The organism is Microbacterium galbum (assembly GCF_032464915.1).
In the GTDB taxonomy this organism is placed as follows: domain Bacteria; phylum Actinomycetota; class Actinomycetes; order Actinomycetales; family Microbacteriaceae; genus Microbacterium; species Microbacterium galbum.
The window spans coordinates 1-13,299 of sequence record NZ_JAWDIS010000002.1; the positions used below are offsets into that span (position 1 = coordinate 1).

Consider the following 13,299-nt stretch of genomic DNA (forward strand, 5'->3'; position numbering starts at 1 on the left):
CGCTACTTGAGGGGCTGCGGGGCCTTCCGGCCGCTCCGCTCTCCCCTGTGGGGCGAACAAGTAATAAGTTACGCCCGAACGACCACCCCGTCGAATCGAGCACACACCCCGGGCGTGTCGCGATCGTGATGCCGCGGAAACAGGCCCGAAACGCGGGATGGCCCGGCGGACCGTGACCGTTCAGGCGTTCGCGGCCTCGGCGCTCTTCTGCGCCGGAGCGGGCCAGAGCGCATCGAGCAGCTGCCGCACCCAGGCGATGAGGTTCGCGTCGTCGGCATCCTGAGGAAGGGGGACGACCATGGCATCCCCTCCCGCCACCAGCTTCGCCTTCGGGTAGAGGCGCTGGAGACGCACGCGCATGGAGTCGGGGAGGTCGGCGGGGGCGATACGCAGGTTGGACCCCATCGCCACGACGTCGGCGAGTCCGGCCTGGGCGGCACGGCGACGAAGACGCGCCACGGCGACGAGACCCTCGACCTCCGCCGGGGGCTCACCGTAGCGGTCGCGGAGCTCTTCGACGACGAGGTCGATGGCATCGTCCTTCGCCGTGGCGGATGCCGCGGCCGAAAGCTTCTGGTACGCCTCGAGGCGCAGCCGCTCGCTGTCGATGTAGAACTCGGGCAGACGCGCATCGACCGGCAGCTCGAGGCGCAGCTCGGTCGGGCCGTCGACGTCTTCACCGCGGAATGTCGACACCGCCTCGCCGATCATGCGCAGGTAGAGGTCGAACCCGACGCCGGCGATGTGGCCCGCCTGCTCCGCTCCCAGCAGGTTGCCGGCTCCGCGCAGCTCGAGGTCTTTCAACGCCACCTGCATTCCGGAACCGAGGTCGTTGTTGACCGCGATGGTCTCGAGGCGGTCGGCCGCGGTCTCGGACAGTGGCTTCATGTCGTCGTAGAGGAAGTACGCGTAGGCCCGGTCGCGGCCGCGCCCCACACGCCCGCGCAGCTGGTGCAGCTGCGACAGGCCGTACTTGTCGGCACGGTCGATGATGATCGTGTTCGCGTTCGAGATGTCGAGACCGGTCTCGATGATCGTGGTCGACACGAGCACGTCGGCCCGGCGCTCCCAGAAGTCGTCGACGACCTGCTCGAGGGCGTGCTCACCCATCTGCCCGTGGGCGACGACGATGCGCGCCTCGGGTACGAGCTCGGCGAGGTGCGCGGCGACCCGCTGGATCGACGACACGCGGTTGTGCACGTAGAACACCTGGCCTTCGCGCAGCAGTTCACGGCGGATGGCCGCGGCGATCTGCTTGTCGTTGCGCGGGCCTACGTACGACAGGATCGGATGCCGGTCCTCCGGCGGGGTGGCCAGGGTCGACATCTCGCGGATCCCGGTGACCGCCATCTCGAGTGTGCGCGGAATGGGTGTCGCGCTCATCGCCAGGATGTCGACGTTGGTCTTCAGCTTCTTCAGTTGGTCCTTGTGCTCGACGCCGAAGCGCTGCTCCTCATCGATGATCATGAGCCCGAGGTCCTTGAAGACGACCTTCTCGGTGAGGATGCGGTGCGTTCCGATGACCATGTCGACCGTGCCGTCGGTGAGGCCCGCGAGCGTCGCTTTCGCCTCTCTGTCGGTCTGGAAGCGAGAGAGCGGGCGAACGGTGACGGGGAACCCGGCGAAACGCTCGGCGAACGTCTCGAGGTGCTGCTTCACCAGCAGGGTCGTCGGCACGAGCATCGCGACCTGTTTGCCGTCCTGGATGGCCTTGAACGCGGCGCGCACCGCGACCTCGGTCTTGCCGAAGCCCACGTCGCCGGAGAGCAGGCGATCCATCGGGATCGGCTTCTCCATGTCGGCCTTGATCTCGTCGATCGTCTGCAGCTGATCCTGCGTCTCGGCGAAGGGGAACGCCTCCTCCAGCTCGCGCTGCCACGGCGTGTCGGGCCCGAAGGCGTAGCCCTTGGACGCCATACGCGCCGAGTACAGCTTCACCAGCTCGACCGCGATGTCGCGCACGGCCTTGCGGGCACGGCCCTTGGCGGCCGCCCAGTCGCTGCCGCCCATCTTCGACAGCGTCGGCGCCTCACCGCCGACGTACTTCGACAGCAGGTCGAGCTGGTCGGTGGGGACGAACAACTTGTCGCCGGGATAGCCGCGCTTGGCCGGCGCATACTCCAGAACGAGGTACTCCTTCGTCGTCTTCACCGCGTTGCGGCCTCCGCTGGAGACCTCGCGCTGCGTCAGCTCGAGGAACTTGCCGATGCCGTGCGTGGCGTGCACGACGACGTCGCCGGGCTTGAGCTGCAGAGGATCGACGACGTTGCGCCGACGGGATGCGAGCTTCTTCGCGCCGCGGTTGTCGGAACCCACCGACCGGCCGTAGAACTCGGTCTCGGTGATCACGGCGAACCGCGCCTCGACGAGCTGGAAGCCCCGTTCCATCGGCGCGCACACGACGTGGGCCACCCCGGGCTCGGGCGGGCGGCGCAGATCGTCGACCCGTCGGGCCGCGATACCGCGCTCCGCGAGGACGTCTCGGGCGCGATCCACCATCCCCGGTCCGGAGGCCGTGACCACGACGGACCAGCCGTCGGCGAGCAGCTGACCGACGTGCGCGGTGGCGCCCTCGACGTTGCCCTGGAACGACGGCACCGCGTCGGCCTTGACGCGCTGAGCGGAGTCGTCGCCGATCACGAGGCCCTCGTCCTCGGCATCCGCCGCTCCGGAATCGAAAGCGCTGAGCTGCCACCACACGCCTCCGCGGCCGCTCGCGCGCTCGTGCAGGTCGTCGAGCGTCACGAAGTCGCCGGAGTCGAGATCGACGGGGGTGTCGGCCCCCGCGGTCGCCGCCGACCAGGCGGCCTCGAGGAACTCGCGGTTGGTGTCGCCGAGGGTCGTCGCGCGGGCGAGAGAACGCTCGGGATCGACGAGGGCGACGGCGCTGCCGCCCGGCAGGTAGTCGACGAGGGTGACGAGATCGTCGACGAGCACGGGGATGAGGGACTCCATGCCCTCGGCGGGAATTCCCTCGGCCATCTTCTCCAGGAGCTGACGCAGGCCCGGGTACCCGTCGCGCAGCGCGGCCGCTCGGGCGCGCACCTCCGAGGTGAGGAGGAGTTCGCGGCTGGGGACGAGCGTGACCTCGGTGACCTCGCCGGGCAGCGATCGCTGGTCGGCGACCGAGAAGGCGCGGATCTGATCGACCTCATCGCCGAAGAACTCCACGCGATAGGGGTGGTCGGCCACCGGAGGGAAGACGTCGAGGATGCCGCCGCGCACGGCGAACTCGCCGCGCCGGGACACCATGTCGACCCGGTGGTACGCCAATTCGACGAGGCGGGTGGTCACGCTCTCGAGCTCGTGCCCGCGTCCGCCGACGACGAGTTCGACGGGCTCGACGTCGCCGAGCCCGGGCGCGAGGGGCTGAAGGGCGCTGCGGACGGACGCGGTGACGACCAAGGGCGACTCGCCGTTCCACGCGGCGATGCGCCGGAGGACGTCGAGGCGGCGCCCGACCGTCTCGGGGCTGGGGCTCAACCGCTCGTGCGGAAGCGTCTCCCAGGCGGGGAAGTGCAGCACCTGGGCGCCGGGGAGCACGGCATCCAGTGCCGGACCGAGCGACTCGGCCCGACGACCCGTCGGCGCGATCACCAGAACAGCGCCCGGGTCGCCCGAGGCGCGACGACGCTCGATCAGGCCCGCGATGACGGGCGCGTCGAGGCCGTCGACGAGGGAGAGAGACAGGTCGGCGGAGGCCGCGGACGCGGCCTCGCGGTACGACTCAGCCTGCTCGAGGGCGCGGACGATCCCGGGAACTGTCACTCGGGAAAGTCTACGCGGGGCCACCGACACCGGGCGGGGCTGGACGAACACGGGCACGGTCATTCGTACGGTGTCGACCGGTGACGTCGACGGGTTCTGCCACCTCCGCGTGAAGCGAAGCCACCCGGGACGGGGCTCGACGGGCTGAGCCACCCCGGAGGGAGGGTGCTGCGTAGAGTGGCGGCATGTCCTCCCCCAGCGCTCCGGACGGACCGGTCTTCACGGCGCCCCACGTCGCGCCGCCGGTCGGGACCCTGCTCGCTCCCGTGCCGACGAAGCGCCGCGGGCGGCCTCTGGGAACGTGGGCTCTGCTGCTGGCGCTGATCGCGGGGGTGCTGGCATCCGCCGTCGCCGGATTCGTCGCGTTCCGCATCGCGCGGGGTGCCGGGCCCGGTCTCCTCGCCGCCGGCCCCTCGACCATCGATCTCCGGGTGCTCTCACCCGTCCGCGATCTGGTGCTGGTCGGCGAGATCACCTTCTGGACGGCGACGGTCATCGGCGTCGCCGCGGTCGCGATGGGCATCGTGGCGACGGTGCGCGGCTCCGCACGCGGGGCGGGCATCGCGGCGATCGTGATCGGCGTGCTCGGACCTGTGCTCTTCGGGATCTTCGTCGCCCTCGCGCTCGTCGGCGGGATCGCGACCCTGCCGGGTGGAACCGGCGTCGCGGTCTGACCCCGCTACCGGTCGGCGCGCCCGCCGTCCACCCGGTGAGCGGCGACGGCGGATTTCCTAGGCTGGGGTCCGGGCAACGGCCCGTCGACCCATCCGAGGAGGATCCCGTGAGCAGCACCACTCCCCCGCCCTATGATCGCGCGAACGCCTACCCCGACGCCGGCCGGGCGCCCTCGGCACCGGTGTACGACGGCGGTCGGCGATCGACGACCCTCGGGCTGATCGCGTTCCTCGCCGCGGCCGCGGGCGTCGTCGTGGGCATCATCCTCGCCGTCATCGCCGGCGTGCAGGCCGGCGGGTTGCAGCAGTACGCCGGGCTGGACGGTCAGAACGACCCGACGACCTTCCCGCCGGACGCCTCGCAGAAGGCCATCGCCGCCAGTGTGCTCGGCATCGCCGCGTTCGCCGTCTACGGGATCTTCGCGCTCTGGGGATTCATCCAGGGCATCGTCGCCGCGGTCAAGAACCGCGGGCGCGGATGGGGCTTCGCCGCCGTCGCCATCTCGGTCCTCGGCGGCATCGCCGTCATCGTCGCGTTCGTGAGCGGCATCGGGATCGGCGTCGGCTCCGGCATGTGACCCCCTCACCGTCGTGCGTACGGGGCGTCGGCTCAGCGCCGCTCAGGCGCGCGGGGCGTGGAATCGCTGCTGCGCGGCGACGAGTCCCTCCTCGACCAGGAGCTCCACGGCATCCGCGGCATCCGAGACGAGGATCGGCAGCGTCGTGCGCTCGGTGGCGCCGAAGGGGTCGAGCACCCAGTCGGCAGGATCCTGGCGACCCGCCGGTCGGCCGATGCCCACCCGCACACGCGGGAAGTCCGCCGTGCCGAGCGCCTTCGCGACGTCGCGGACGCCGTTGTGCCCGCCGTGACCGCCGCCGGTCTTGAGCTTGAGCGTGTCGAAGGGGATGTCGAGCTCATCGTGGACAACGACGACGCGATCGGGGTCGATGCCGTAGAAACGCGCGAGACCCGCCGCGGGGCCGCCCGAGACGTTCATGAAGCTGTTCGGCTTGGCGAGGATGAGCTTCGCCGCGCCGGGGCGCACCCAGGTCTCGGCCACGCGCGCGTTCGCCTTGTGCGCACGGAACGCCTCACGCCGGCGGGCGGCGAGCTCGTCGACGACCATCTGGCCGATGTTGTGGCGCGTGGCCTCGTATCGCGGTCCGGGATTGCCGAGACCGATGATGAGCCAGGTGTCAGCCATGGCATCCATCCTTCCGGATCCGCGCGCGGACCCCGTGGAAACGACCGAGGGGACGCGAATCCGCGTCCCCTCGTCGTGTGCGGGTCTCGGAGGACCCGCGCAGGATCAGTTCTCGTCGCCCTCTTCGGCGGCCGTCTCGGCCTCCTCCGACTGCTCCTCGGCGACCTCGGCGTCGGCCTCGGCGATCTCCTCGTCGGCGGCGATGGTGTCGAGCGGAACCGAGACGCCCACGACGAGGGTCTCGGGCTCGGTGACCAGCGAGGCGCCGGCGGGGAGGGTCAGGTCGGCGGCGGTGATCTGGGTGCCGTCCTCGGCGCCCTCGACGTCGACCTCGATGTTCTGCGGGATGTGGGTGGCCTCGACCTCGAGCGACACCGAGGTGGCGTCGAGCATCGCGATGGTGCCGGGGAAGGGCTCACCGGTGACGACGACGGGCACGTCGACCTGGACCTTCTCGCCCTTCTTCACGACGATGAGGTCGATGTGCTCGATGATCTGACGCACGGGGTCCTTCTGCACGTCCTTCACCAAGACGAGCTGGCTCTTGCCCGCGATGTCGAGGTCGAGCAGCGCGTTGGCGCGACGGATGAGCAGCGCGGTCTGGTGACCGGGCAGCGCGACGTGCTGGGGCTCGGTGCCGTGACCGTAGATGACGGCCGGGATCTTGCCCGCGGCGCGGAGGCGACGGGCGAAGCCCTTGCCGAAGTTCTCGCGGAGCTCCGCGACGACCTTGTTGTCTTCCGACATGTTGTTCTCCTCGCGGGCTCATGTCCCGCAGCTTGTGAGCGGACGGTGTCCGCACCTGTGTGGTCTGGATTCGACTCGAACGCGAGCGCGTGAGGAAAGCCGGGAGCCTGCATCACCGCGTCGATCACGGATGCCGGGTGCTCCCTGCGGGCGCACGGCGATGGCATCCCTCGCCGAAGTACCCCGGAAGTCTACCAGCGACGGCCCGCGCTCTCGACCCCCGCGATGCGGGGGCGGACGGGAGCACGCGACGGCGACGGTAGGATCGAGGGGCCACACCGACCCGGAGGATCATCATGGACAGCGGCTTCTTCTCTCACGTCGTGATCTGGGTCGTCGGCGGCCTGGCCGCGATCGGCGGCGTCGCCGCGATCGGCGCGCTCTTCTCGCTCGGCCGCAACGCCTCGTACAAGAAGCACTGACGCCCACCCGGGCTGCTCCTCGAGCCCCGGTCTCGCGTCGAGGTGTCCGCGCGGGGGTCGTCCCCGGCGCGCGCCCCGGCTTCTTCCGACGGATTCGACGCGCCGAGCCCGTAGACCATCGTCGCCGCGACCTGACGGCGTCCGCGCGCGCATTCACGACACGTCCCGGCCGGCCCGGGCCCATCGGACGCTCGAACGCCCCGGTCACCGTCCTCGCGGGCGGCGACCGGGGCGTTCTCGTCGGTCAGAGCGCGAAGACGACCTTGCCCGAGCGCTGCGAGTCGCGCGCCGTGGCGAAGGCCTCCTCGGCATCCGTCACCGCGAACTCGTGCGTGAGCGCGCTCTCGATACCGGGGGTGGACGCGAGCAGCTGCACCGCGCGGTCGATCTCGTCGAGGAATCGGAACGCGCCGAGGTAGCGGACCTCCTTCGAGATGAAGGGGGCGAGGTTCACCGGGCGCGGGTCATCCGGCAGCATGCCGACCTGCACGACGGTGCCTCCGGGGCGTACGGCCTTCAGCGCCGTCGAGATGGAGACGGGCACGCCCGAGCATTCGAGCACCACGGCGTACGCGTTCGGCTCGACCTGCTCGCTCGACACGTCGACGGTCGCCGCAGCGCCCAGGTCCGCGGCGCGCTCGAGGGGCCCGGTCAACACGTCCGTCGCCGTGACGCGCGCTCCCGCCGCCGCCGCGGCGGCCACGGCCATCAGGCCGATGGGTCCCGAGCCGGTGACGAGGACGTCGAGTCCCGCGACGTCTCCCGCCTTGCCGAGCGCGTGCAGCGCCACGGCCAGAGGCTCGGCCAGCACCGCCCGGCGCACCGGCAGCTCCTCCGGCAGCACGCGCACCATGCCGGCCTCGACGATCAGGTACTCGGATGCCGCGCCCTGGGTGTGCGGCCATGTCGAGGCGCTGCCGAGGTACGACCCGCCCGGCCACAGGTGCGGGGCGTTCTCGATGCCCTCTCGCGGCGTGCCGAAGCGGGCGGGGTGCACGGTGACCGGCGTCCCCTCCGCCAGAACACCGGAGGGATCGAGGTCGACCCGCCCCGAGAGCTCGTGCCCCGGGACCAACGGCTCGCGCACGACGAAGGCGCCGTTGGCCCCCTCGTAGTAGTAGTGCAGGTCGGATCCGCAGATGCCGACGTATTCCACGCGAAGGCGCACCTGCCCCTCCCCGGGCTCGGGAACGGCGACGTCCTGCACCTGGGCGGTGAGCGCCTTCTCGATCAGCAGCGACTTCATCGGTCTTCCTCTCCGCGGTCAGACGACCGCCGTCATCCCGCCGTCGACGAAGATGTTCTGCCCCGAGACGAAGCTCGACGCGTCGGACGCGAGGAACAGCAGAGCCCCGCGAAGCTCGTCGAAGTCGCCCCATCGGGCGGCGGGCGTGCGCTGGGTCAACCAGCGCGTGAACTCGGGATCGTCGACCAGGGCGCGGTTCATCTCCGTCGCGAAGTACCCCGGACTCAGGGCGTTCACCTGGATGCCGAACCGCGCGAGGTCGGCGGCCATGCCGGCCGTGAGCTGCGCGACGCCGCCCTTCGTGGCCGAGTACGGCGCGATCGTCTGCCGCGCCAGGCGCGATTGAACCGACGCGACGTTGACGACCTTGCCCGATCCGCGCGCGACCATCGCGGGGGTGACGAACCGCGAGACGTAGAAGACGCCCGAGAGGTTCGCCGCGACGATGTCGTCCCAGTCGGCGACCGCGAACTCGTGGATCGGCGCCCGGCGCTGCACGCCGGCGTTGTTGACGAGGATGTCGGGAACCCCGACCTCCTCGAGCAGGCCGGTCACGCTCGTCTCGACCGCGGTGGCATCGGTGACGTCGAACACCACCGCGTGGGCGGGGCGCCCCGACAGCTCCTCGGCCTCGGCGCGGGTCCGCTCCACGGCATCCTCGTCACGACCGTGCACGATGACGCGGGCGCCGCCGCGGGCGAGGGTGAGGGCCAGCGCGCGGCCGAGGCCCCGCGATGAGCCGGTGACGAGCGCGAGTCGGTCGGAGACGTCGAACAGGTCGGCGTTCGAGCCGGTCACAGCAACGCGCCGATGCCGAAGACGAGGAGCGCCGCGAGGAAGCCGAGCACCGACTCGATGGCCTGCTGCACCGTCCACGTCTTCAGGGTGGTCTTGACGTCCATACCCATCAGGCGTCCGACCAGCCAGAAGCCGGAGTCGTTGACGTGACCGGCGAACACGGAGCCGGCGGCCGTGGCGAGGGTGATGGCGACCACCTGCAGCGGCGAGAAGTCGCCCGCCATGACGGCCGGGGCCGCCAGGCCCGCGGCGGTGACGAGGGCGACGGTCGCCGAGCCCTGCGCGAGACGGAGGATGACGGCGATGACGTAAGCGGCGACGATGACCGGCAGACCCAGGTCGCCCAGGCTGTCGGCCAGCGCGTCGCCGATGCCCGAGGCGCGCAGGACGGCGCCGAACATGCCACCGGCGCCGGTGATGAGGATGACCGAGCACACCGGTCCGAGCGCCGAGTCGACGACCTTCTCGAGGGCGGTGCCGTTCTCGCCGCGGCGGAAGCCGAAGACGACGGTCGCGACCAGCACAGTGATGAGCAGCGCGACGGGCGAGTTGCCGAGCAGGATGAGCACCTGGACGACCGTGTTGTCCGTCGGCACGACGCCGGCGGCGCCCAGGGTGGTCAGACCCGTGTTGAGGAAGATGAGCAGCATCGGCAGCAACAGGACGGCGATGACCGTGAGCGGCTTGGGCGGGTTGGCCGGCTGATCGGCGTCGACGTCGCCGAAGAGGGCGGGCACGGGCAGCACGATGCGGCGCGCGATGAACTTGCCCCACAGGTAGCCCGAGAGGTACCAGATCGGGAACGCGATGATCAGGCCGACGATGAGCACGAGGCCGAGGTTCGCGCCGTAGAGGCCGCTCGCCGTGACCGGGCCCGGGTGCGGCGGCAGGAAGACGTGCATCACCGAGAAGGCGGCGGCGGCCGGCAGACCGAACAGCAGCACGTTGTTGCCCGAGACGCGGCGCGCGATCGCGAAGATGATCGGCAGCATCATGACGAGCCCGGCGTCGAAGAACATCGGGAATCCGAGGATGAGCGAGACGATGCCGAGGGCGAACGGCGCCCGCTTCTCGCCGAAGATGCGCACGAAGGTCTCGGCGAGCGACTGCGCACCGCCGGAGTGCTCGATGAGCCTGCCGAGCATCGCGCCGAGGGCGACCAGGAGGGCGACCGTGCCGAGTGTCCCTCCGAACCCTCCCGTCAAGGTGGTCACGATGGTCGACACCGGGATGCCGGCGACGAACGCCGTCACCAGCGACACGATGATGAGCGCGAGGAACGCGTGCACCTTCAGCCAGATGATGAGCACCAGGATGAGCGCGATCGCGCCCGCGGCGATGGCGAGCAAGGGCGCCGTGCCGAGTGTTTGGGTCCAGTCGTCCACGAGATCTCCGTTGATTCAGGGGGGCGCGGCATCGGGCAAGCTGTGTGTGACCCGCACCCACGGGTGAGTGAAGGCATTTTCACATAAAGATCGTATCTTTGACAAGATAAGGTCGTATCAAACGACCTGAGGAGGGGTCATGGCCCGCGCATCGCACGGATCGTTGCTGGACGCCTTCGGCATGCGCATCGTCGACGGGGACCTGCCCACGGGCCACGTTCTGACCCTTGCCGCGCTCGAGGCCGAGTACGGCGTCTCGCGCACCGTCGTGCGCGAAGCCGTCCGCGTGCTCGAGGCCATGGGCATGCTCGCTCAGCGTCGTCGCGTCGGCATCACCGTGCGGCCCGCCTCCGACTGGAGCGCTCTGGACACCCGGCTCATCGGCTGGCAGCTCGCCGGCAAGCGCCGCGACCAGCTCATCGCGAACACCACGGAGCTGCGCGCCGCGGTCGAACCCGTCGCCGCGCGACTGAGCGCGCGTCGGGCGACCGACCTGCAACGCGGGGAGATCCTGCGCCTGGCCGAGGAGCTCGAGCGCCTCGGCGCCGCCGGTCTCGGCAACTCGCCCGAGTACCTCGCAGCCGACATCGCCTTCCACGACCTGATCCTCGTCTCCAGCGGCAACCTCATGCTCGCCGCCGCGCGCGCCCCCATCGCCGCCGCGATCGAGGGACGCTCGATGCACGGCCTGACCCCCGGCATCCCGAACCCCGACGCGCTGGACAATCACGTCGCCACCGCCGCCGCCATCGCCCGGGCCGACGCCGACGCGGCGGAGGAGCACACGCGGCTATACGTCGCCGCCGTGCTCACCGAAGTGCGCCGCTCCATCTGACCCCTTCCCCCGACGAAGAGAGAAGCCATGACCGTCCCCGTCCTCGTATTCATGGGCCCCGCCGGCACCGGCAAGTCCACCGTCGCCGGCATGCTCGCCGGCCGGCTGGGGTGGGACTTCCAGGAGGGCGACGACCTGCACCCCGCGGAGAACGTCTCGAAGATGGCATCCGGTCACGCCCTCACCGACGACGACCGCTGGCCGTGGCTCGACCGGGTCGCCGGATGGATCGACGGTCAGATCTCCGCCGGACGGCCCGGCGTCATCACGTGCTCGGCACTCAAGCGCAGCTACCGCGACGTGCTGCGCCGCGACGATGTGACCTTCGTGCTGCTCATGGGCGACCCGAAGCTCGTGCTGGACCGCCTGCTGCGCCGCCAGGGGCACTACATGCCGCCCTCCCTGCTGACCTCGCAGTTCGAGACGCTGGAGATCCCGGATGCCGACGAGCGGGCGATCCGCGTCGACCTCGACCTGACCCCCGGCGAACAGGTGCAGGAGGTCGTCGACCGCCTCAGCCTCTCCCCCGCCTGAAACACGCGGGAGTCGAGCCGATAAAGTGGCATCGGCAACCCCACGTGCGCCCGAAACCCCTTCTCGCAGCCGATTTACGGAGCAACGAATGACGTCGACCCCCTCCCCGACCGGACCCTCGACCGACCAGGATCAGGCCCCTCACGAGGCCGCACAGGTGCACGAGGGTGCGCCCGGTATCGAAGAGGTGGACCGCCCCACCGCCGAGGCCGACTCGCGCCCCGAGGGCGAAGGCGACGGCCGCGCCAACATCGGCGTCGTGGGTCTGGCCGTGATGGGCTCGAACCTCGCCCGCAATCTCGCCAGCCGCGAGGGCAACACGGTCGCGATCTTCAACCGCAGCCAGGACAAGACCGAGCACGTGCTCGCGCAGCACCCCGAGGCGGACTTCGTCGCCTCGTTCTCGTACGAGGACTTCGCCGCGTCGCTGTCGAAGCCCCGCACCGCGATCATCATGGTCAAGGCCGGCCGCCCCACCGACTTCGTCATCGACGAGCTGGTGAAGGTGTTCGAGCCCGGCGACATCATCGTCGACGGCGGCAACGCCCTGTTCACCGACACCATCCGCCGCGAGAAGGCCGTGCGCGAGACCGGCATCAACTTCGTCGGCATGGGCGTCTCGGGCGGCGAGGAGGGCGCGCTGCGCGGCCCCTCGATCATGCCGGGGGGCTCCGACGAGGCCTGGGCCACGCTCGGCCCCATCCTGAAGTCCATCGCCGCGGTCGCCGAGGGCGAGCCGTGCGTCACGCACGTCGGCCACGACGGCGCGGGCCACTTCGTCAAGATGGTGCACAACGGCATCGAGTACGCCGACATGCAGCTCATCGCCGAGGCCTACGACCTCATCCGCCGCGCCACGGGCAAGTCGCCGGCCGAGATCGCCGACGTCTTCGCCGAGTGGAACCGCGGCGAGCTGGAGTCCTACCTCATCGAGATCACCGCCGAGGTGCTGCGCCAGACCGACGCCGACACCGGCAAGCCGCTCGTCGACGTCATCCTCGACCAGGCCGGGGCCAAGGGCACCGGCGCGTGGACCGTTCAGACGGCTCTCGACCTGGGCGTGCCGGTCTCGGGCATCGCCGAGGCGACCTTCGCCCGCTCGCTGTCGAGCCACCCCGAGCAGCGCGAGGTCTCGCGCGAGCTCCCCGGCCCCTCCGGCACCGACGTGCTGTCGGGCGAGGATGCCGACGCGTTCATCGAGCAGGTTCGCCTCGCGTTGTACGCCTCGAAGATCGTGGCCTACTCGCAGGGCTTCGACGAGATCCGCGCCGGCGCCGCGCAGTACGACTGGAACATCGACCTGGGCGCGGTGTCGAAGATCTGGCGCGGCGGCTGCATCATCCGCGCGCAGTTCCTCAACCGCATCGCCGAGGCGTACGACGCCGAGGCCACCCTCCCCGTGCTGCTGACCGCCCCGTACTTCGTCGAGGCGCTCGGTCGCGCCCAGGACGCCTGGCGCCACATCGTCTCGCTGTCGGCGGCGAGCGGCATCCCGGCCCCCGCCTTCAGCTCGTCGCTGGCGTACTACGACGGCCTGCGCGCCGAGCGTCTGCCCGCAGCGCTCATCCAGGGTCAGCGCGACTTCTTCGGGGCGCACACCTACCGCCGCATCGACAAGGAGGGCACCTTCCACACCCTCTGGTCGGGCGACCGCACCGAGATCGAGGCGGAAGACACCCACTGAC

Annotated in this window: 12 protein-coding genes; 6 read left to right on the forward strand and 6 right to left on the reverse strand. The window is 70.6% G+C overall.

What is annotated here, in order from left to right:
* Positions 1 to 180 precede the first annotated feature (180 nt).
* Positions 181 to 3,768 (reverse strand): transcription-repair coupling factor, encoded by a 3,588-nt coding sequence (gene mfd / locus RWH45_RS09170; protein WP_315994610.1) that lies wholly within the window; start codon positions 3,766 to 3,768, stop codon positions 181 to 183.
* Positions 3,769 to 3,953: 185 nt separating this feature from the next.
* On the opposite strand from mfd, the gene RWH45_RS09175 reads away from it, so the two are divergent.
* Together RWH45_RS09175 and RWH45_RS09180 are read left to right on the forward strand one after the other, a co-directional pair.
* On the forward strand, positions 3,954 to 4,442 hold the full coding sequence (locus RWH45_RS09175) for a hypothetical protein (RefSeq protein WP_315994611.1): 489 nt from the start codon (positions 3,954 to 3,956) through the stop codon (positions 4,440 to 4,442).
* A 107-nt stretch (positions 4,443 to 4,549) separates the two neighbouring features.
* Positions 4,550 to 5,020 carry a hypothetical protein gene (locus RWH45_RS09180; protein ID WP_315994612.1) on the forward strand — a complete coding sequence of 157 codons (471 nt, stop codon included), beginning with the start codon at positions 4,550 to 4,552 and terminating at the stop codon, positions 5,018 to 5,020.
* A 42-nt stretch (positions 5,021 to 5,062) separates the two neighbouring features.
* On the opposite strand, the gene pth is transcribed toward RWH45_RS09180, so the two are convergent.
* Positions 5,063 to 5,647 carry an aminoacyl-tRNA hydrolase gene (gene pth, locus RWH45_RS09185; protein WP_315994613.1) on the reverse strand — a complete coding sequence of 195 codons (585 nt, stop codon included), beginning with the start codon at positions 5,645 to 5,647 and terminating at the stop codon, positions 5,063 to 5,065.
* Between the two features lie 105 nt (positions 5,648 to 5,752).
* Complete coding sequence (locus RWH45_RS09190) at positions 5,753 to 6,394, reverse strand: 50S ribosomal protein L25/general stress protein Ctc (protein ID WP_315994614.1); 642 nt, start codon at positions 6,392 to 6,394, stop codon at positions 5,753 to 5,755.
* 296 nt (positions 6,395 to 6,690) lie between these two features.
* On the opposite strand from RWH45_RS09190, the gene RWH45_RS09195 reads away from it, so the two are divergent.
* Complete coding sequence (locus tag RWH45_RS09195) at positions 6,691 to 6,816, forward strand: hypothetical protein (RefSeq protein ID WP_315994615.1); 126 nt, start codon at positions 6,691 to 6,693, stop codon at positions 6,814 to 6,816.
* A gap of 244 nt (positions 6,817 to 7,060) precedes the next feature.
* On the opposite strand, the gene RWH45_RS09200 is transcribed toward RWH45_RS09195, so the two are convergent.
* Genes RWH45_RS09200 through RWH45_RS09210 form a run of 3 tightly spaced genes read right to left on the reverse strand, consistent with a single transcriptional unit; the run spans position 7,061 to position 10,245 of the window.
* On the reverse strand, positions 7,061 to 8,062 hold the full coding sequence (locus RWH45_RS09200) for a zinc-binding dehydrogenase (protein WP_315994616.1): 1,002 nt from the start codon (positions 8,060 to 8,062) through the stop codon (positions 7,061 to 7,063).
* A gap of 18 nt (positions 8,063 to 8,080) precedes the next feature.
* Positions 8,081 to 8,860: an SDR family oxidoreductase gene (locus RWH45_RS09205; RefSeq protein ID WP_315994617.1), complete on the reverse strand. Its 780-nt coding sequence runs from the start codon at positions 8,858 to 8,860 to the stop codon at positions 8,081 to 8,083.
* Complete coding sequence (locus RWH45_RS09210; protein ID WP_315994618.1) at positions 8,857 to 10,245, reverse strand: GntP family permease; 1,389 nt, start codon at positions 10,243 to 10,245, stop codon at positions 8,857 to 8,859. The genes RWH45_RS09205 and RWH45_RS09210 overlap by 4 nt, the downstream gene beginning before the upstream one ends.
* A 139-nt stretch (positions 10,246 to 10,384) precedes the next feature.
* Here RWH45_RS09210 and RWH45_RS09215 point away from each other — a divergent pair, with 139 nt between their 5' ends.
* The 3 genes from RWH45_RS09215 to gnd all read left to right on the forward strand — a co-directional run bounded on the left by RWH45_RS09215 (position 10,385) and on the right by gnd (position 13,298).
* The gene (locus RWH45_RS09215) at positions 10,385 to 11,080 is read left to right on the forward strand and encodes a FadR/GntR family transcriptional regulator (protein ID WP_315994619.1); all 696 of its coding nucleotides are present in this window, start codon (positions 10,385 to 10,387) and stop codon (positions 11,078 to 11,080) included.
* Between the two features lie 27 nt (positions 11,081 to 11,107).
* A complete protein-coding gene (locus RWH45_RS09220; protein WP_315994620.1) occupies positions 11,108 to 11,614 on the forward strand; it encodes a gluconokinase in 507 nt (168 codons plus the stop codon).
* Positions 11,615 to 11,702: 88 nt separating this feature from the next.
* Positions 11,703 to 13,298 (forward strand): NADP-dependent phosphogluconate dehydrogenase, encoded by a 1,596-nt coding sequence (gene gnd / locus RWH45_RS09225; protein WP_315994621.1) that lies wholly within the window; start codon positions 11,703 to 11,705, stop codon positions 13,296 to 13,298.
* The last annotated feature ends 1 nt before the right edge of the window (position 13,299 follow it).

What these genes read in the sequence shown, in the direction of transcription:
- gnd (WP_315994621.1), top strand. Translation starts at nt 11,703, where the DNA reads ATGACGTCGACCCCCTCCCCGACCGGACCCTCGACCGACCAGGATCAG.
- RWH45_RS09175 (WP_315994611.1), top strand. Translation starts at nt 3,954, where the DNA reads ATGTCCTCCCCCAGCGCTCCGGACGGACCGGTCTTCACGGCGCCCCAC.
- RWH45_RS09200 (WP_315994616.1), bottom strand. Translation starts at nt 8,062, where the DNA reads ATGAAGTCGCTGCTGATCGAGAAGGCGCTCACCGCCCAGGTGCAGGAC.
- RWH45_RS09220 (WP_315994620.1), top strand. Translation starts at nt 11,108, where the DNA reads ATGACCGTCCCCGTCCTCGTATTCATGGGCCCCGCCGGCACCGGCAAG.
- RWH45_RS09190 (WP_315994614.1), bottom strand. Translation starts at nt 6,394, where the DNA reads ATGTCGGAAGACAACAAGGTCGTCGCGGAGCTCCGCGAGAACTTCGGC.
- pth (WP_315994613.1), bottom strand. Translation starts at nt 5,647, where the DNA reads ATGGCTGACACCTGGCTCATCATCGGTCTCGGCAATCCCGGACCGCGA.
- RWH45_RS09215 (WP_315994619.1), top strand. Translation starts at nt 10,385, where the DNA reads ATGGCCCGCGCATCGCACGGATCGTTGCTGGACGCCTTCGGCATGCGC.
- RWH45_RS09195 (WP_315994615.1), top strand. Translation starts at nt 6,691, where the DNA reads ATGGACAGCGGCTTCTTCTCTCACGTCGTGATCTGGGTCGTCGGCGGC.